Source organism: Curtobacterium sp. JUb34, assembly GCF_003755065.1.
Taxonomy (GTDB): Bacteria; Actinomycetota; Actinomycetes; order Actinomycetales; family Microbacteriaceae; genus Curtobacterium.
In genome coordinates, this window is record NZ_RJVH01000003.1 from 41525 (window position 1) to 60063 (window position 18539).

The 18539-nt window shown below is 72.1% G+C and carries 17 protein-coding genes; 9 read left to right on the forward strand and 8 right to left on the reverse strand.

Going from position 1 to position 18539, the window contains the following annotated elements:
• Positions 1 to 3 precede the first annotated feature (3 nt).
• Positions 4 to 1302, reverse strand: coding sequence for an amidohydrolase family protein (locus EDF63_RS11410; RefSeq protein WP_123313194.1), 1299 nt, complete (start codon positions 1300 to 1302; stop codon positions 4 to 6).
• 83 nt (positions 1303 to 1385) lie between these two features.
• On the opposite strand from EDF63_RS11410, the gene EDF63_RS11415 reads away from it, so the two are divergent.
• Complete coding sequence (locus EDF63_RS11415) at positions 1386 to 2783, forward strand: amidohydrolase family protein (RefSeq protein ID WP_123313195.1); 1398 nt, start codon at positions 1386 to 1388, stop codon at positions 2781 to 2783.
• Positions 2784 to 2792: 9 nt separating this feature from the next.
• Here the strand turns inward: EDF63_RS11415 and EDF63_RS11420 are convergent, their stop codons facing one another.
• Complete coding sequence (locus EDF63_RS11420; protein WP_123313196.1) at positions 2793 to 3746, reverse strand: PDR/VanB family oxidoreductase; 954 nt, start codon at positions 3744 to 3746, stop codon at positions 2793 to 2795.
• Positions 3743 to 4360, reverse strand: a complete 618-nt coding sequence (locus EDF63_RS11425; protein ID WP_260233077.1) for a helix-turn-helix domain-containing protein — start codon at positions 4358 to 4360, stop codon at positions 3743 to 3745. The genes EDF63_RS11420 and EDF63_RS11425 overlap by 4 nt, the downstream gene beginning before the upstream one ends.
• Positions 4361 to 4529: 169 nt before the next feature.
• Here EDF63_RS11425 and EDF63_RS11430 point away from each other — a divergent pair, with 169 nt between their 5' ends.
• From EDF63_RS11430 to EDF63_RS11460, 7 genes are all read left to right on the forward strand, one after another.
• The gene (locus EDF63_RS11430) at positions 4530 to 5825 is read left to right on the forward strand and encodes an amidohydrolase family protein (RefSeq protein WP_260233078.1); all 1296 of its coding nucleotides are present in this window, start codon (positions 4530 to 4532) and stop codon (positions 5823 to 5825) included.
• Positions 5826 to 5862: 37 nt separating this feature from the next.
• On the forward strand, positions 5863 to 6630 hold the full coding sequence (locus tag EDF63_RS11435; protein WP_260233079.1) for an ABC transporter ATP-binding protein: 768 nt from the start codon (positions 5863 to 5865) through the stop codon (positions 6628 to 6630).
• Positions 6630 to 7499 carry an ABC transporter permease gene (locus EDF63_RS11440; RefSeq protein ID WP_111084891.1) on the forward strand — a complete coding sequence of 290 codons (870 nt, stop codon included), beginning with the start codon at positions 6630 to 6632 and terminating at the stop codon, positions 7497 to 7499. The genes EDF63_RS11435 and EDF63_RS11440 overlap by 1 nt, the downstream gene beginning before the upstream one ends.
• Positions 7500 to 7570: 71 nt before the next feature.
• The gene (locus EDF63_RS11445) at positions 7571 to 8758 is read left to right on the forward strand and encodes an ABC transporter substrate-binding protein (protein WP_123313199.1); all 1188 of its coding nucleotides are present in this window, start codon (positions 7571 to 7573) and stop codon (positions 8756 to 8758) included.
• Between the two features lie 177 nt (positions 8759 to 8935).
• A complete protein-coding gene (locus EDF63_RS11450) occupies positions 8936 to 10300 on the forward strand; it encodes an FAD-binding oxidoreductase (RefSeq protein ID WP_123313200.1) in 1365 nt (454 codons plus the stop codon).
• On the forward strand, positions 10297 to 11139 hold the full coding sequence (locus EDF63_RS11455) for a creatininase family protein (protein WP_123313201.1): 843 nt from the start codon (positions 10297 to 10299) through the stop codon (positions 11137 to 11139). Before EDF63_RS11450 ends, EDF63_RS11455 begins: the two co-directional genes overlap by 4 nt.
• Positions 11136 to 11786 carry a pyridoxal 5'-phosphate synthase gene (locus EDF63_RS11460; RefSeq protein WP_123313202.1) on the forward strand — a complete coding sequence of 217 codons (651 nt, stop codon included), beginning with the start codon at positions 11136 to 11138 and terminating at the stop codon, positions 11784 to 11786. The genes EDF63_RS11455 and EDF63_RS11460 overlap by 4 nt, the downstream gene beginning before the upstream one ends.
• A gap of 269 nt (positions 11787 to 12055) precedes the next feature.
• Here the strand turns inward: EDF63_RS11460 and EDF63_RS11465 are convergent, their stop codons facing one another.
• The 5 genes from EDF63_RS11465 to EDF63_RS11485 all read right to left on the reverse strand — a co-directional run bounded on the left by EDF63_RS11465 (position 12056) and on the right by EDF63_RS11485 (position 17170).
• Positions 12056 to 13150: a Gfo/Idh/MocA family protein gene (locus EDF63_RS11465; protein WP_123313603.1), complete on the reverse strand. Its 1095-nt coding sequence runs from the start codon at positions 13148 to 13150 to the stop codon at positions 12056 to 12058.
• 5 nt (positions 13151 to 13155) lie between these two features.
• On the reverse strand, positions 13156 to 13983 hold the full coding sequence (locus tag EDF63_RS11470) for a ThuA domain-containing protein (protein ID WP_123313203.1): 828 nt from the start codon (positions 13981 to 13983) through the stop codon (positions 13156 to 13158).
• Between the two features lie 47 nt (positions 13984 to 14030).
• Positions 14031 to 14921, reverse strand: a complete 891-nt coding sequence (locus EDF63_RS11475; protein ID WP_123313204.1) for a carbohydrate ABC transporter permease — start codon at positions 14919 to 14921, stop codon at positions 14031 to 14033.
• On the reverse strand, positions 14918 to 15778 hold the full coding sequence (locus EDF63_RS11480; RefSeq protein ID WP_185021402.1) for a carbohydrate ABC transporter permease: 861 nt from the start codon (positions 15776 to 15778) through the stop codon (positions 14918 to 14920). Before EDF63_RS11480 ends, EDF63_RS11475 begins: the two co-directional genes overlap by 4 nt.
• Before the next feature lie 159 nt (positions 15779 to 15937).
• Positions 15938 to 17170 carry a sugar ABC transporter substrate-binding protein gene (locus EDF63_RS11485; protein WP_123313206.1) on the reverse strand — a complete coding sequence of 411 codons (1233 nt, stop codon included), beginning with the start codon at positions 17168 to 17170 and terminating at the stop codon, positions 15938 to 15940.
• 153 nt (positions 17171 to 17323) lie between these two features.
• On the opposite strand from EDF63_RS11485, the gene EDF63_RS11490 reads away from it, so the two are divergent.
• Positions 17324 to 18340 (forward strand): LacI family DNA-binding transcriptional regulator, encoded by a 1017-nt coding sequence (locus EDF63_RS11490; protein ID WP_185021403.1) that lies wholly within the window; start codon positions 17324 to 17326, stop codon positions 18338 to 18340.
• Positions 18341 to 18539 lie beyond the last annotated feature (199 nt).

Here is an 18539-nt window from a genome sequence, read left to right on the forward strand (position 1 = left end):
CGGTCAGACGACGGCGGGTGTCCGGGCCAACCGCTCGGCCAGTCGCGCCGCGATCTCCCGCTCGTCCGCCGCGACGAGCTCCCCGTCGCGGACCACCACGCGTCCCCCCACGACGACGTGTCGGGGCCGCCGCCCGGGAGCGGCCCAGAGCAGTCCCGCGACGGGGTCGGCGACGCCCGCGTCCGCCACCCCGGAGACGTCCCACACGCACAGGTCGCCCGCGCTCCCGTCGCCGAGGTGCCCGAGCTCCGGGCGTCCGAGCCCCGCCGCGGAACCCTCCGTCGCCGCGCCGAGCACCTGCCGCGCCGGCAGCTGCGGCCCGACGAGTGCCGACACCTGCATGGCCAGCCGGGCGTCCGCGAGCAGGTGTCCGGCGTCGTTGCTGCCCCCGCCGCTCGTGCCGAGGCCGACCGGGACCCCCGCCGCGGCGAGCCGTGCGACGGGAGCGATGCCCCACCCCATCGGCACGTCGCACCCGGGGGCGTGCGTGGCGGTCACGCCTGCTGCCGCGAGCCGGGCGATCTCGTCGTCGGTGACGTCGCAGAGGTGCGCGATCGTGACGTCCGGTGCGAGCCACCCCCACTCCTCGAGCAGGTCGAGCGGACGACGGCCGTAGCGATCGAGCGCGATCGCGGTGTCGACCTGTTCGTTGGCCTGGGTCCGCCGGCGGAGTCCGCGCCGCGCCGCCACCTCGCCGAGCGCCCGGAAGGTCGCCTCGCCGTCGGAGTGCACGCCCGCCGGGCCGACGGCGACCTGGAACCCACCGTCCGGGTCCACGCCGCCGACGGCGTCGTCGTGCAGCAGCCGCGACGCGATCGCGTCCGCCGATGCCGCCGCGCGGTCCGGGTCGTCCCGCGCCGAGCCGCGGACGAAGACGAGTCGCCCGCCGAGCCCGCGGACCGCGTCCACGGTGGCCGCGGCGAGCGCGACGGTGTCGTCCGTGGTCGCCTCGGCGGGCCAGTTCAGGTGGTGGTCGGCGATCGTCGTGACGCCGGACAGGAGGCCCTCCGCGGCTCCGGCGGACGCCGCCAGTGCGTACAGCTCGGGGTCGTGCCCCACCCGTCCGTACGCCGCGGCCATGGTCGGGAGCCAGGCCGCCATCGGCACGCCGCGGGTCCCGGGCAGGGTGCGGAACGCGGTCTGGAGGAGGTGGTGGTGCGCGTTGACGAGGCCGGCCGTGACGACGCACCCGGATGCGTCGAGGGTGGTGGCGCGGCGGCTGCCGTCGTCGACGACGACGTCGCCCTCCCGTTCGGTCCGGGGGTCGACGAGGACGCGGAGGGCACCGGTGACGGTCAGCATGGTGGTGTTTCTAGCAGTCCCCTGTTTCCGGCCCGTGACCGGGCGGAAACACCCGGGGAACACGCGGACCGTAGGTTCGCCCCATGACGCAGACCCTGATCCGCGCCGGCTGGGTGCTCACCGCAGCACCCGACGGTGCCGCCACGCCCGCCGCGATCCGCGACGGAGCCGTCCTCCTCGACGGCGACCGGATCGCCGCGGTCGGCACGTACGCCGACCTCGCGGCGGCCCACCCGGACGCACCGGTCCGCGGCGGTGCGTACGACGTCGTCACGCCCGGCTTCGTGAACACCCACGGCCACTTCAGCGAGGGGCTCATCACCGGGATCGGTTCGCAGTACACGCTGTGGGAGTGGCTCACGGCGTTGATCGGGCGCGTCAACCCGGTGATGACCCGGGACAAGGCCCACGCGGGCACGGTGCTGCAGGGCATCCAGCTGCTCCGGAGCGGGGTGACGACGGCGAACGACATGTTCTGCGCCGACCCGGTGCCGGACGAACCGGCGACGCCCGGTGTGGTGCAGGCGCTCGAGGAACTCGGGCTGCGCGGGGTCGTGTCGTTCGGTTCCGGCGACGTCGACCGCGACTTCGGCGCGACGCCCATCCTGGAGGAGTTCGAGGCCCTGCGCGAGGCCGCGGCCGCCAGCCGGTACAGCACGTTCCGGGTCGGCGTCTCGTCGATCGGGCGGTACACGGACGACACCTGGCAGGAGCACGTCGACTACGCGGTCGCCGGCGGCCACGGCGTGCACGTGCACTTCCACGAGGTGCGCGAGGAGGTCACCGCGGCCCGGCAGCGCACCGGACGGACGGCCATCGGGCACGCCGAGGCGACGGGCATGTTCCAGGTCCCGGTGATCGCCGCGCACAGCGTCTGGGTGGACCGCGAGGACCGGGAACGGTACGCGGCCAACGGCGTCGGCGTGGCCCACAACCCGGTCGCGAACGGGATCCTCGCCAGCGGCATCGCCCCGATCGCGGAGCTCCGTGCGCTGGGGGTCCCGGTGGGCATCGGGGTCGACGGCCCGGCGTCGAACGACTCCCAGGACTTCCTGCAGGCGATGAAGACGGCCGCGCTGCTCGCCCGGGTGCGGGACCTGCAGGCCACCGCGATGAGCGCCCGCGAGGCCTTCGAGATGGGCACGATCGGCGGTGCCCGTGCCCTGCGCATGGAGGACGAGATCGGTTCGCTGGAGCCGGGCAAGCGCGCGGACCTGGTCGTCCTCGACGGCGACTCCCCGACCCTCGCCAACGTCCACGACCCCTACCAGGCGGTGGTCTTCGTCGCCGGCAGTCGCGAGGTCCGCGACGTCTGGGTGGACGGGGAGCTGAGCGTCGCGGACGGCGACGTCACTCGGGTGGACGTACGTGAGGCGGTCGAACGGGCGCGTCCGCTCGCTCGGCAGCTCGTGGCCGAAGCGGGGCTGGAGCGCCTGTCCGCGCTCACCGGCGGCACACTCGACGGCACGGAGCGTCCGTAGTCCGTCCGGTCAGAGTTCCAGCACCAGTCGCGGGCAGCCGCGCCGGGCGCGGGACACGCAGACCATCATGGTGCGGTCGTCGGCCTGCTCCTCCGGGCTGAGCACGGTGTCCCGGTGCTCGACCGCGCCCTCGAGCACGGGGGTCTCGCAGGTGCCGCACGTGCCCTCCCGGCAGGACGAGAGCACGAATGCGCCGGCGTCCTCCGCGACCTCGAGCAGGGTCCGGTCGGCGGGGACCGTCACGGTGACGCCGGTGACCGTGAGCTCGACCTCGAAGGCCTCGCCGGGGGCGTCGACGTCCGCGGCGGCCTCGAAGCGCTCGACGCGGACGCTGCCCGCCGGCCAGTGCGCGGCAGCGGCCTCGACCGCGTCCATGAGCCCGCGCGGCCCGCAGCAGTACACGACCGCGTCGCGCGGTGCGGCGAGGAGCGCGTCGACGTCGAGCCGGACGCCCTCGTCGGCCGCGGCCACGACGACCCGGTCGGGGTGCGCGGCGACGAGCTCGTGCACGAACGCCATGCGGTCGCGGGACCGCCCCGCGTAGTGGAGCTCCCACGGGGTTCCGGCGCGTTCGGCGGCGGCGATCATCGACCGGATCGGCGTGATCCCGATGCCCCCGGCGACGAAGACCGCGGGGCGTGCCGGGTCGTGGCCGAAGTGGTTCCGCGGTCCGGCCACCGCGACCTCGTCGCCGACCGCCAGGCCCTCGTGCACGGCGACCGATCCGCCGCGGCCGTCTGGCTCGCGGAGCACGGCGATGCGCCAGTGCCCGTCGACCGTCGTCGTGACGAGCGAGTACTGCCGCTCGGTCCCGGGGGAGACCTCGAGGTCGACGTGCGCTCCGGGTTCCCAGTCCGGCAACGCCGGACCGTCGACCGGGGCCAGGTCGAGGGCGACGACGTCGGTGGCGACCCGGTGGCGAGCGGCGACGCGCAGCCGCCGACGCTCCGGCACGGCGCTCACGCGATCGCTCCGGCGCGCGGGGTCTCCTTGACCACGATCATGTGGAAGCGGGTGCCGTCCGCGCTGCACCACCGGTGGCCGGTGCCGCCGCGGTAGTACGCCGAGTCGCCGGGTCCGAGGTCGAGTGGCTCCTGCCCGCGCAGGTCGAGGTGCACGCGGCCGGCGAGCACGGTGAGGAACTCGTCCTCGTGGTGCTCGAAGTACTCGCCGAGGTCCGTGTTGTCGCCGACCCACTCCAGCGGCTCGAACGCGTGCGGGCCCGCGTGCACGAGCAGCCGGGCCTCGCCGCTCGAGAACGGTCCGCGGGCGCCCTCGCCGGCACGGATCACCTCGGGCAGGCGGACGTCGTGCCCCGGTCGCTCGGGGGCACCGGCGGCGAGCAGTTCGACCTGGGTCGTCCCGAGCGCCGTGGCGATCTTCTCGAGGGAGACCATGCTGGCGCGGGAGTGCCCGCGCTCGACCTGGCTGAGGAACGGGTGCGACAGACCGGTCAGCTCGGCGACCTGGACGAGCGTCAGTCGGGCGGCGCGTCGGCGGGCACGGATGTGTTCACCGATCCGCTGGGTCTGATCGTCGACGACGCGGTCGGTCTCGGTGGTGGTGCCGGTGCTCACGCGGAATCCTCTCGTCCTCGGTTGAGCCATCCCGACCGGTCGGACGGAACGCTCGTTCCCGCTCCCGGTGACGTCGGGTCGGGCGTCACACACGGCAACCGCCTCGAAACGAGAGGGAAACACCGCAGCCCTAGCATCGGAGATGTTGATGCGATCAACATTCTCACACATGATCGAGAGGCTCCGGATGGACTCGTCAGTGCTCCGCCCGATCGCCCTCCTGCGCTCCGCGCTGCTGCCGGACGGCCGCTCGGTCGACGTCGCGATCGACGGCGCGACCGTCTCGACCGTGGCACCGGCCGGCACCCTCGCGGCACCGGCGGAGGAGACGATCGACCTCGGCGGCCGGCTGCTCCTGACCGCACCGGCAGAACCGCACGCCCACCTCGACAAGGCCCTCAGCGCCGACGCCATCCGGCCGCCGCTCGGGGACCTCGGCGCCGCGATCGCCTCGTGGACCGCGCACGCGACGACCATGACCGTCGAGGACATCGCCGACCGTGCCCGGACCGCCGCCCTCACGCTGCTCGCCGCCGGCACCACGGCCGTCCGGAGCCACGTCGACGTGCTCAGCGGCCGGCACAGCGCGGCCGACCGGCCCGCCACCACGGGGCAGGCCCTGCGCGGCGCCCGTGCCCTCGTGCAGGTCCGCGACGAACTCGCCGGCCTGATGGACATCGAGCTCGTCGCCCTCGCCGGCCCGCTCGCCCCCGACGAGCACGTCGAGGCGGTGCTCGACCTCGGCGTGGACCTGGTCGGCGGCGCACCGCACCTCGCCGAGGACCCCCTCGCCGACGTCGACCGACTCCTCGCCATCGCCCGCCGACGGGGCATCGGGGTCGACCTGCACGCCGACGAGAGCCTCGACGGTCCGGTGACCCTCGACCACTACGCCCGGGCGTCCCGCTCGCTGCGGCGGGACCGGCAGTACTCCGCCGGGCACTGCGTCCGGCTCGGCACCCTGGGGCCGGAGCGACTCGCCGAGGTCGTCGCCGACGTGGCCGCAGCCGACCTCGGGGTGATCACGCTCCCGATCACGAACCTGTACCTGCAGGGCTGGCAGCACCCGGTCGCCACGCCGCGGGGACTGACCGCCATCCACGCGCTCCTCGACGCCGGCGTCCGCGTCGCCGCCGGCGCGGACAACGTCCGCGACCCCTTCAACCCGGTCGGCCGGAGCGATGCCTTCGAGACCGCATCGCTGCTCGTCTCCGCCGGCCACGTCACGCCGGACCAGGCGTACGCGATGGTGAGCGACACCGCCCGGAGCGTGATGGGCCTCCCGGCCGCCGGTCCCGTCCCCGGGCGGCGCGCCGACCTGCTCGCCGTGGCCGCGACGAGCGTCACCGACGCCGTCGCGAACGCCCCCGCCGACCGCATCGTCCTGTCCCGCGGGCGACTCGTCGCCCGCACCGAGGTGCGACGGATCGTCGCCGCACCGGCCGCGGCCGCCGTCCCCGCCTGACCCCACCGCCCGCCCGCACCGAGAACCCGAGGTGATCGTGACCACCACCGCCCCGCCACCCGTCGCCACGACGGACACGCTGCTCGACTTCCGCAACGTCGAGATGACCTTCCCGAACGGCACCATCGCCCTGCAGGGCGTCGACCTCACCGTGGACCGCGGCCAGTTCGTCTCGGTCGTCGGCCCGTCCGGCTGCGGCAAGTCCACGCTGCTCCGCATCGCCTCCGGCCTCGAGACCGCGTCGGACGGGTCGGCCGGTGTCGCGGCCGACCGCATCGGCTACGTCTTCCAGGACGCCACGCTCCTGCCCTGGCGCACCGTGCAGGGCAACGTCGAACTGCTCGCCGAGCTCGGACACGTGTCGAAGGTCGAGCGGGCCGCCAAGGCCGCTCACGCCATCGACCTCGTCGGCCTGAACGGCTTCGAGACGAACCTGCCGAAGCAGCTGTCCGGCGGCATGCGGATGCGGGTCTCGCTCGCCCGGTCGCTCACCCTCGACCCGGAGCTCTTCCTGTTCGACGAGCCGTTCGGCGCCCTCGACGAGATCACCCGCGAACGCCTCAACGACGAGCTCCTCCGGCTGTTCGTCGAACAGCAGTTCGCCGGACTCTTCATCACGCACTCCGTGTCCGAGGCCGTGTACCTCTCCACCGAGGTGATCGTGATGTCCGGACGCCCCGGCAGCATCGTCGGCCGGTTCGACGTGCCGTTCCCGATGCCCCGCGACCCCGACATCCGATTCACACCCGAGTTCGCCGAACTGGTCGGCGAGGTCTCGCACGCGCTCCGGGAAGGACACCGCTGATGGTCACCCTGCAGGAGGCCGCCGAGACCCGCGCGGTCCGGGCCGCCGCCCGTCGTGCCGCTCCTCGGGCTCGCCGCGGCATCGCCTGGTGGCAGCCCGTCGTCGTCCTCGCCGTGCTCGTCGGCATCTGGTACGCGGCAGCCGCGTACTACGACCACGTCCGCGGCCTGGCCTTCCTCGTGCCGTACCCGCACCTCGTGGCGAAGGCGATCGTCGCGCCGACCCTGCCGGACGGGTCGCCGTCCACGTTCGGCTCCGACCTCTGGTCCGCCCTCGGACGCACCACCGTCGTCTCGCTCACCGGCCTCGGCTTCGCGATCGTGATCGGCGTCGTCTGGGCGATGGCGATGGCGCAGGCGAAGTGGCTCGAGAACTCGCTCTACCCGTACGCCGTGGTGCTGCAGTGCGTGCCGATCCTCGCCCTCGTGCCGCTCATCGGCGCCCTGTTCGGCTACGAGTTCGTCAGCCGCGTGATCGTCACCGTGATGATCGCGCTGTTCCCGATGGTGTCGAACACGCTGTTCGGGCTGCAGTCCGCCGACCGCGCGCAGCGTGAGCTGTTCCAGCTGCAGCGCGCCGGCCGGTTCGCCCAGCTCGTCAAGCTGCAGTTCCCCGCCGCGCTGCCGTCGATCTTCGTCGGCCTGCGCACCTCCGCCGGGCTGAGCGTCATCGGGGCGATCGTCGGCGACCAGTTCTTCCAGCGCGGCAACCCCGGTCTCGGCGTCCTCATCCAGGTGACAGCATCGCGCCTGATGGGCCCCGAGCTGTACGCGACCATCCTGATCGCCTCGCTCTACGGCGTCGCCGTCTTCCTCGTGTTCGGCCTGATCGGCCGGCTGGCCGTCGGCCGCTGGCACGACTTCAGCTGACACGCCCCGACGAACCACACCACCCCTTCCCACCACAGCACCACGAGACCCGCACCACGAACGGAGCCTCCATGCGCACCACCTCCCGCCTCGGCGTCGCCACCGCCGCCCTCGCCGCCACCGCCATCGCCCTCACCGGCTGTGCGGCGGGGTCGTCCGGCAGCACCGGGACGACCGCCGCGACCTCGTCGACCGCCTCCGGGCCGAAGGTCGACCTCTCCGGCACGTGCCCCGCGACCGTCGTCGTCCAGACCGACTGGAACCCCGAGGGCGAGCACGGCCACCTCTACCAGATGCTCGGCCCGGACCCGGTGATCGACTCCTCCGGCAAGACCGTCACCGGCGACCTCTACGCCAACGGCAAGAGCACCGGCGTCAAGCTCGAGATCCGTGCCGGCGGCCCGGCGATCGGGTACACCAAGGTCGCGTCGCAGATGTACCAGGACAAGGACATCACCCTCGGGTACATGTCCACGGACGAGCAGGTGCAGTTCTCCGGCAAGCTGCCCACCACGGCGGTGTTCGCCGAGAACGACCAGTCCCCGATGTCGATCATGTGGGACCCGAAGACGTACCCCAAGGTCGACAGCATCAAGAGCCTCGGCACGGCCCTCGAGAAGGACGGCGGCGTCGTCCGCTACTTCAGCGGTGCCGCGTACATGACCTACCTCGAGCAGTCCGGCATCCTGCCGAAGAAGGTCCTCGACGGCAGCTACGACGGCACCCCGTCGAAGTTCGTGTCCGCGGGCGGCAAGGACGCGCAGCAGGGCTTCGCGACCGCCGAGCCGTACATCTACCAGAACCAGGTCGCGGCCTGGGGCAAGAAGGTCGACTACGCGCTCGTCTCGAGCACGGGATGGAACCCCTACCCCGAGGCGATGTCGGTCCGCACCGGTGACCTGGAGCAGCTCGAGCCGTGCCTGCAGAAGCTCGTGCCGGTCATGCAGCAGGCCGACGTGGACTACCTGAAGTCCCCGGGGGCCACGAACGACCTCATCACGAAGCTCGTGCAGCAGTACAACAACGGCTGGACGTACGACTCGAAGGTCGGCGCGTTCGCCGCGGCGCAGATGGTGGAGCTCGGCCTCGCGAAGGACACCGACGGCTACATCGGGTCGATGGACGAGCAGCGCATGGAGGACTTCATCGCGAAGGCGACGCCCGTCTTCGCCGACACCGGTGACGTCAAGAGCGGCCTGAAGCCCTCCGACCTGTACACGAACGAGTTCCTCGACAAGTCCATCGGTCTGGGTTCCTGACACCGGTCGGCTCCCGTCGAACGGGAGCCGGCCAACAAGCGGACGGGAGGCGCGGTGCCACGCCGCCCCGCGCCTCTCCCCACCGGCACGGCCGGTCCGCCGCTGGCGCGTCGCACCGGAACCGGCGACGTGGGCCCAGTCCGTCGTCCCCGCACCACCCACCCACCAGGAGTGAGCATGACCACCGTCACCCCCACCTCCGTCGAGGCGCTGCGCGCCGAGCTCGTCGCACTGCTCGGCGAGCGCGGCGTGAGCGCCGACGAGCGCACGCGGGCCCGCGCCTCCGTCGACGAGGCCACCATGAGTCCCATCCTCAGCGAGCAGCTGCCCCTCGGCCTCGCCGACCTCGTCGCGTCGCCGGCCAGCGCCGACGACATCGCCGCCACCCTGCAGGCCGCGGTCCGGCACGGCGTCCCCGTCACCACCCGCGGGAAGGGCACCGGCAACTACGGCCAGGGCATCCCACTGCACGGCGGCCTGGTCCTCGACACGTCGCGGGCACGCGCCGTCGTCGAGGTCGGCGACGGCTGGATCACCGCCGAGGCCGGCGCGTCCATGGTCGCCCTGGAGCAGGCGGCCGCAGCCACGGGCCAGCAGCTCTGGATGTACCCGTCCACCGCGCAGTCGACCATCGGCGGCTTCCTGTCCGGCGGTTCCGGCGGCACCGGGTCGATCGCGCACGGGTCGAACTGGCAGGGCTTCGTCACGGCGCTCGACGTCGCGCTCCCCGGCGCCGACGAACTGCTGCACGTCGAGGGCGACGAGGCGCAGCCGTTCGTGCACACCTACGGCACCGCGGGCGTCATCGCCCGCGCCACCGTCCGGCTCGAGCCGCTGCAGGAGTGGCGTGCCGTCTACGCGGCGTTCCCAACCTTCGAGGACGCGCTCGTCGCCGTCCGCACGCTGCGCGGACTCGACCCGGTGCCGCGGCTCGTGAGCGCCGACCGCGCCGAGATCGCCGCGACGCTGCCGTCCGACCTGGCCGTCCCCGACGACCGTGCGAGCCTGCGAGCGATCATCGACGACGTCGTGCTCGACGAGGCCCGGGCACGTATCGAAGCCGCCGGCGGTGCGGTGCTGGACGTCCGCGAGGGGCTGCAGCAGACCACGAAGGTGTCGATGCTGTCGTACAACCACCCGATCTGGTGGCTGAAGCGGAACACGAGCGACACCGAGTACTTCCACGTCGAGGTCGGCGGTGAGGCGCTCATCGACCGGATCGCCGAGGTCGAGGCCGTCTACCCCGGCGGCATGCTCCACATCGAGGCCGCGCACGTCGGACCGATCGGGATGCTCACCGCGCCGTACACCGGTGCCGAGGACGTCTACGCCGGCTACCCGGTGCTCCGCGAACTCGGCGTCCGGGTGCACAGCCCGCACCAGTACTACGTCGACCACGGCGTCGAGGAGCTCGTGGCGCTGAAGCAGCGCACCGATCCCGCGGGCCTGCTCAACCCCGGGCACGTCATCGACCCGTCGCTCGTGGTCAGCGGTGGCTCCACCGCGTCCGCGCAGCCCGTCGTCCCGGGGTTCGGCAAGTGAGCGCCGGGGTCGGCACGGTCCGCTCGCGTCGGCTCGCGGAACTGTCCGGTCCGGCCGTCGCTGCGGGCTTCGGGCCGGACACGATCGTCGTGCAGCCCACCGGAGCCGTCGAGCACCACGGCCCGCACCTGCCGCTCCTGACCGACCACCTGCTCGCCGAGCACATCGGCGGGGCGGCGGTCGAGCAGGCCGCCGCCGAGGGGCTGGACGTCTGGCAGCTCCCGACACTGTCGTTCACGAAGTCCGACGAGCACAGCTGGGCGCCCGGCACGGTGTGGCTCGACAGCGACACGATGTTCGACACCGCCGTGCAGATCGGTCGCGCGGTCGCCCTCACCGGCGCCGGCACCCTGGTGTTCGCCAACGGGCACGGCGGCAACGTCGCCCTGCTGCAGGTTGCCCTGCGTGAGATCCGGAAGCGCTACGGGTTGAAGACCTTCCTCATGCCGACCCTCGCCCGTGTCCCCGGACCGGACGGCGAGGACGCGGACGAGCTCGGGCTGGGGATCCACGGCGGCGCGGCGGAGACGTCGATGATCCTGCACCTGCGCCCCGACCTGGTCGACATGTCGCTCGCGGAACGCTGGGTGCCGGAGCACATCGCCGGCTTCGAGAAGATCGCGTTCAACGGCGGCCCGGTGTCGTTCGGGTGGTTGTCCGACGACTTCGGGACGCCCGGGGTCGTCGGCGATGCCAGCCGGGCGACGGCGTCGTACGGTGCCGTCCTGTGGGAGCACTCCGTCGCCGAGGCCGTGACGTCGCTGCACGAGATCGCACGGTTCGACCCGGCGGTGAGCCGTCCGGCGGTGGCCCGCCCCGCCGACGCTGCGGTCTCGTGACCGTGCCGCGCGGGGCGGGCGTGTCCGACCCGGGCGCGCCCGCCCCGGCGTCCGACGGCGTCGACGATGCGCCCGTGCCGACGGACCCGTTGGTCCTCGCGGCGTCGTGGCTCCCCGCCGCGGCCGACGCTCCGGGTCCGACCATGACCCTCTCGACCGTCGGGCTCGACGGCTACCCCGACGCCCGGACGGTCCTGCTCTCCCTGTTCGACGGGGAACGCCTGCACTTCCACACCGACTCGCGGAGCCGGAAGGCAGCCGAACTCGCGGCGGTGCCCCGTGCCGCGGTGACCCTGCACTGGCCGGAGGCCGCCCGCCAGCTCGTCGTGGTCGGCGACGTGGCGCCCGTCTCCGACCAGGAGGCGCGTTCGGCCTACGCGGCCAGGACGCCGTACCTGCAGGCCCTCGCGTGGGTCAACGACCACGCGTCCGCCGCGGACACACCGGCTCGGCGCCGCGAGGCCTGGTCGGCGTTCGGCCGCGAACGGGCGGGCACGGACCTCGGGCCGCCGAGCACGTGGGCGGGGTTCGCACTCACACCGGTGCGGATGGTGTTCTGGCGCGGGGCGACCGACGCGGCGAGCAACCGGCTCGCCTACCACCGGCGCGCAGGCGGGTCGTGGTCGTGGGAGTCCTGGCCGGGGTGACCGCGCGCCGGGCCCGCGCCCTGGTCGTGGGGGAAGGCGGACGGGAGGCCCGTGGCGGCGTCGCCACGGGCCTCCCGTCCGTCCTTCGGTCGCGTCCACCGCACGCGCCGCGCTCGACACGAGCGGCCGCGGTCCCGCGACTCGCCGCTCACGTCCGCCGAGGTTCCGATCGGGAGTCTGACGGACGCCGACATGCCGAGATTTCGGAACCTCGGGGGAACGCGCGCGGGCGAGCCGCGCGGGCGGGCCGTGCGGGTGTGCCGTGCGCCCTACGACGCGGGGACGGACGCGCGCAGGGCCTCGCGCACCGAGCTCCACGCCGCCAGGCGGTCGCGGACGGCGTCGTGCCGCTCGGCGGCGAGTGCCTCGGTGTGCGCGCGCTCGAGCACCTCGTCGATGACGATGCGCTGCCCGGTCCGGGTCGAGGCGATCGCCGCCTCGACCATGGCGAGGCTCATGACGTTGCCGTGCACCTCGCCGTCCGGGGTCTCGCCGGAGCGCACGGCGTGCACGAACGACGTGAGCGCACCGGCGATCTCGTACCCGACGCTCGGTGCGGGCGACGGTGCGCCAGCGGTGCCGTCGAGGTCACTGGACGGGTCGTGGTCGCCGTCCCACAGCGCGGTGCCGGTGGCGCCGGAGGCCCGCCAGTCGCCGTTCCACGAGGTCTCGGCACCCGGCGCGCACCACGAGCCGTCGTACACGTAGCGGACGTCGTCCTCGAAGGCGAAGACCGCCGCAGCGGCCGCGTCGCCGCGGTACCAGGACCACGACGGGTTCCAGGACTCGCAGTACACCGACACCGGGTCCCGTTCGAGCACGTAGCGGGCGGAGTCGAACGCGTGGATCGCCATGTCGAGCAGCAGGACGTCGTCCATCTGCTCGCGGAAGCCGCCGAAGTGCGGAGCCTTGGCGAACCGCGTGCTCAGGCCGCCGATCCCACCCAGGCCGCGCACGTGGTGCCGGAACGCGACGAGCTGGTCGTTGTAGCGGCGTGACTGCGACACCATGAACAGCTTGCCGGTGGCCTCGGCCGCCGCGGCGAGCGAGAGTGCCTCGGCGACGGTCTGCGCTGCCGGCTTCTCGCCGAGCACGGGGAGTCCGGCGTGCAGCGCCTGCAGTGTGACGGGGTGGTGCGCGACCGGGACGGTGATGTCGAGCACCGCCTGCGCGCCGGTCTCCGCGGCGAGCACGGTCAGGTCGGTGCCGACGGGGATCGACGGGTCGCCGGCGTGCGCGGCCCCGGCCCGGGCGACGTCGAGGTCGAGGTCGACGATGCCGACCAGCTCGACGTCGGGGTCGGCCGCGACGGTACCGAGCCAGGCTCGGCCCATGCCCCCGGCCCCGACCTGCAGGACGCGCAGCGCGGTCACGCCTGCGCCCCGGCGTGGTCGGACGCGTCGGCGTCGGCTGCGTGCTCGTCCACGGGCGCGTCGTCGAACGGGCCGCGGTAGTGCTGGCCGTCGAAGTACTCGCCCAGGTCGTAACGGCGCAGCGTCGGGATCTCCCGCTCACGCTCCGGCCGCGCCCACTCGGTGGCGTTCGCGATCACGCGTCGGACGTCCTTGTGGTGGTACACGGGGAAGTCCTGGTCGCCGGGGGAGAAGTAGAAGATCTTCCCGAGGCCGCGGCGGTACGTCATGCCGCTCCGGAACACCTCGCCGCCGGTGAAGCCCGAGATGAAGACGAGCTCGTCGGGGGTCGGCACGTCGAAGTACTCGCCGTACATCTCCTGCTCGGGGATGACGATCGGGTTCGGGACGCCGCGGGTGATCGGGTGCTGCGGGTTGACGGTCCAGACGAGTTCCTGGTCGTGCTCGCTCCGCCACCGCAGGGTGCAGGTCGTGCCCATCAGCTTGCCGAAGATCTTCGACCAGTGGCCGGAGTGCAGGACGACCAGGCCCATGCCGGACAGCACGTGCTTGTGCACCCGGTCGACCACGGCGTCGTCGACGTCCTGGTGCGCGGCGTGCCCCCACCAGGTCAGGACGTCCGTCGCGGCCAGGACCTCGTCGGTCAGGCCGTGCTCGGGCTCCTGCATGGTGGCGGTCCGGACGACGGCGCCGGGGAGGTTCTCGCGGATGCCGTCGGCGATCGCGCCGTGCATGCCGTCGGGGTAGCGCTCGGCGACGTGCTGCTCGACCTGTTCGTGGACGTTCTCGCCCCAGACGGTGATGCGCAGCGGGGTGGTGGTCATGGTGTGCCTTTCTGGCTGGGATGCGTGGTGGCGTCGGTCCGGGGCCGTCACTTGACGGCACCGCCGAGGGCACCAGCGGAGATGTACTTCTGCGCGAAGATCAGCAGGACGGCAGCGGGCAGGGACGCCAGCACCGAGGTGGCCATGACGGGCCCCCAGTCGGTGACGTTCGACCCGATGTAGTTGTAGATGCCGAGCGTGATCGGTCGCACCGAGGTCGTCGACGTCAGGGTCAGTGCGATGAGGAAGTCGCCCCACGCGCCGAGGAACGTGAAGAGCGCGGCGGTGACGATCGCGTTCCGGCTGATCGGGACCACGATCGAGACGAACGCCCGGAAGTCGCTGGCGCCGTCGACCAGGGCCGCCTCGACCAGGCTCGGCGGGATCGACTCCATGAAGGCCCGCATCAGCAGGATGGCGAAGGGCACCTGGACCGCACTGTCGGCCAGGATCAGCCCGACGTAGCTGTTGAGCAGCCCGATGTTGTTGAACAGTGTGTACAGCGCGTTCGCGATGACGATCGCCGGGATCATCTGGGTGATGAGCAGCACGAGCAGGAACACCCGGCCGCCGCGCATCCGGAACCGTGCGAGCCCGTAGGCGGCGGGCGTCGCGATGGCCAGCGTCAGCAGGACGGTGCCGAGCCCGATGATCATGCTCGACAGGAAGTTCTGCCCCTGCTGGGCGAACGCCGCCTCGTAGCCGGCGAAGGTCGGGGAGAACGGGAACCACGTCGCCGTGGCGGCCCCGGACGTCGCTTGGAGGCTCGTGTTGACCATCCAGTAGACGGGGAACACCATGATCGCCAGGAACACGCAGCCGAGGATCGTGAACGGGAGGCCCTTGACCGAGCCGCGCGGCCGGGGTGCCCGGGCGCTCCGCTTGGTGGTGATCGCGCGGGTGGCGGTGACGGTCTGGTTCGCGAGTCCGACGCTCATTCGTCGACCGCCTTCCGGGAGATCGCGATGTAGACCATCGCGAAGACGAACGAGACGACGATGAGCACGTTGCTGACCGCGGCTCCGATGCCGAACTGGAAGTTGATGAACGACTGGTGGTACGCGTTCGTGGCGAGGGTCTGGGTCGAGTTCGCCGGCCCGCCGCCGGTCAGGCCGAGGATGATGTCCACGACCTTCAACGTGTAGACGACCCCGAGCACGACGACGACGCTGACCACCGACCGGATGCTCGGCCAGGTGATGTACCAGAACGCCTTGAACCCGGTGGCACCGTCGAGCGAGCCGGCTTCGTACAGCTCCGGCGGCACGGACTGCAGACCGCTGTACAGGATCGTCGTGTTGAACGGGATGCCGAGCCAGACGTTGACGCCGATCACGGCGATGAGCGCGAGGCTCGGGCTGACCAGCCACGGCACCGGGGCGATGCCCACCACACCGAGGAGCTGGTTGAGCGCGCCGCTGTCCTGGTCGAGCAGCCACTTCCACACCGCGCTCGACGCGATGAGCGGCAGGAGCCACGGCAGGAGCAGAAGTCCCCGCAGGAAGCCGGACAGCGGGAAGTGCCGGCGGAAGAACAGCGCGAGGCTCAGCCCGATGACGAACTGCAGGACGATCGAGCCCGCCGTGAACAGGGCGGTGTTCACGAGGCTCGTCGTGAAGACCGAGCTCTGGAACACCGAGATGTAGTTGGCGAGTCCCACCCACGGCGCCTCGCCGGTGAAGAAGGTCGCCGTCGTGTAGTCCTGGAAGGACATGACGACGTTCTTCACCACCGGGTAGCCGAAGAAGACGGCCACGAAGACCGCCGCTGGCACCACGAAGAGCCATCGGGTCACGCCGGATCGGAACCGGGCTCGTCGCTGCCCGGGTCGGGGTGTCGTCACGGACGGGATCGTCCGTGGTCGTGTCTGTGTCGAGGCGCTCACGCCGGGGTCCTTTCCTCACGCGGCGGGAGCCGACCGGGTCGGCCGGCTCCCCACTGCTCGTGCGACTGACTACTGCTCCTGCGACTGCGCCTGCTTGAGCGCTGCCTCGGGGCTGGCCTTGCCGGTGAGGGCGAGCTGGACGGCGGTGTAGATCTTCGTGGCGGCCTTGGGCCAGTCGGGTCCGAGCTCACCGGTGCGGGCGCGGGCGGTCTGCACCGTGGTCACGAAGGACGCGACCTGCGGGTGGTCCTTCGCCCAGGCGGCGCCGGCCTCGAGGTTCGTCGGCACGTTGCCGCTCACCTCGGACAGGGTCTTCTGCATCTTCTGCGTGTGGAGGCAGCCGACGAACTTGCCGGCGAGCTGCATCTTGTCCTTGTCGCCGGTCTGCGGGACGGTGAACGCCTCGCCGCCGAGCGGTGCGACCGTGGCCTCGCCCGTGCGCGTCGGGATCGGCACGCTGTCGAACTCGAGGCCCTTCTTCTCGTTGAGCGCCGGCAGCTGCCAGGGGCCGTTGATCATCATCGCGGCCTTGCCGGCCAGGAACTGGTTGTTGACGTCCGCCTGCGCCCAGTTGATCGAGCTCTTGGACATCGAGCCGTCGTCCTGCAGGTCCTCGACGAGCTGCAGGGCCTGGGTGGCCTCCGGTGTGGCGATGTCCTTCTCGTCGCCGCCGTTCGACCAGAAGAACGGCAGGAACTGCCAGGTGCCCTCGTACGTGTTGATGTTGCTCATCGCGAAGCCGTAGGTGGACCCGCTCGTGAGCTTCTTCGCGGCGGCCTTGAGCTCGTCCCACGTCTTGGGCGGCTCGACGCCGGCGTCCGCCAGCAGCTTCTTGTTGTAGTAGAGCGCGATGGAGTTCGTGTTCGACTGCAGGCCGTAGAGCTTGCCCTTGTAGGTGCTCGCCGCCTTGACGCCGGGGACGTCGCCCTCGGCGCTCAGGCCGTAGTCGCTGAGGTCGGAGAGGGCACCCGAGGACGCGATCTGCTGCACGTCGGGGTTGTCGAGCATGAGGACGTCGGGCAGCGTCTTCGAGGATGCCTGCTGCAGCACCTTCGAGATCAGTCCGGCGCCGGCGACGTGGTTGATCGTGACGGTCGCGCCGACCTCCTTCGCGCACTGCTTGTAGACCGGGTTGTAGTTCGCGTCGTAGTAGTCCTCGATCGTCAGGGCCTTGCTGCCGCCCGACGAGGCCGATCCGGAACCGGAGCAGCCGGTGAGGACCAGGGGGATCGTGGCGACGACGGCGACCGCGCCGACGAGGGCGCGCGTCCGGCGCGACGGGGAAGTGAACTTGTGCTTCATTGCAGAGCTCTTCTCTTGACGGATGCTGGGGCAGGCACGCATCGACGAGGCCGCTGACGTCATCGTCGCTGTGCTCCTGGGGCGAGAAGCTAACAGATAAGCGCTTCACCTGTAAAGCGCTTTTCTGACTTCCCGCGCGCTAGGATCGGCGGCATGGCCACGATGCAGCAGGTCGCCGATCGGGCGGGGGTCTCGATCGCCACCGTGTCCTTCGTGGTGAACGGGACGAAGTACGTGACCCCCGGCACGACCGCGCGGGTGAAGACCGCGATGCGCGAGCTGAAGTTCCGCGGCAACGTCGTCGCCCGTGCGCTCGCGAGCCGTCGGACCCGGATCATCGCGCTGCTGTTCCCGACCACCGGCAACCGCTTCAGCCCGACCACCTCGCAGTTCTTCATGAGTGCGGCGGAGCGTGCGTCCGAGCGGGGCTACCACCTCGTGCTCTGGCCGGTGGACCCCGCCGGCGACGACCTCGACGACCTCGTCTCCGGCGGCCTCGTGGACGGCGTCATCCTGATGGAGGTGCGGATGGACGACCCCCGCGTCGCGGTCCTCACCGACCTCGGCGTGCCGTTCACCCTGATCGGCCGGACCCGCGACAGCAGCGGGCTGCCCTTCGTCGACATCGACTTCGAGACGACCATCGAGGACAGCCTCGACCACCTCGAGGCACTCGGACACCGGCGGTTCGGACTCGTGCTCGAGGACCTCGACGGCACCCCGATGGCCGGCTACGCACCGCACCTGCGCGTCGAGTCGACGTTCCGGCGCGCCGTCGTCGAGCGCGGCCTGGCCGGAGCGGTCGTCACCGCGGGGCCGGGCAGCGACGGCGGGCGGCAGGCCACGAGCGACCTGCTCGCGGCCGACCCCGACGTCACCGCGGTCCTCGTGATGAAGGACGACTCCACGGCCGGTGTGCTGGTCGGGCTGTACACCGCCGGACGGCGGGTCCCCGAGGACGTCTCCGTCCTGAGCATCGCGTCGTCCGAGGCGAACGCCGACCAGCACTACCCGCGGTTGTCCACGATGGTCGCCCCCGGTCAGGAGCTCGGGATCCGAGCCGCCGACGCCCTGATCGAGCAGCTCGACGGCACGTCCGACGACCTGCCGCACTTCCTGCTGCCGTGCACGCTCCGGTCCGCGGAGTCCACGGCTCCCGCCCCCGCCTGACCCCTCCCGGCGCCCGCCGGCGCCCGCCGGCCCCATCCGCGAAAGCGACAGATCTCCGCGAACGGTTCGCGGCACACTGTCGCTCTCGCAGCACCGATGGGGCACCTGCGCGCTTTCTGTCGCTTTCGCGACCACCTGCCGGACTGGAGGCGCGGGTCGACCCCGCCACGGGCCTCCAGGCCGCCGCCCCGCGGCCCCA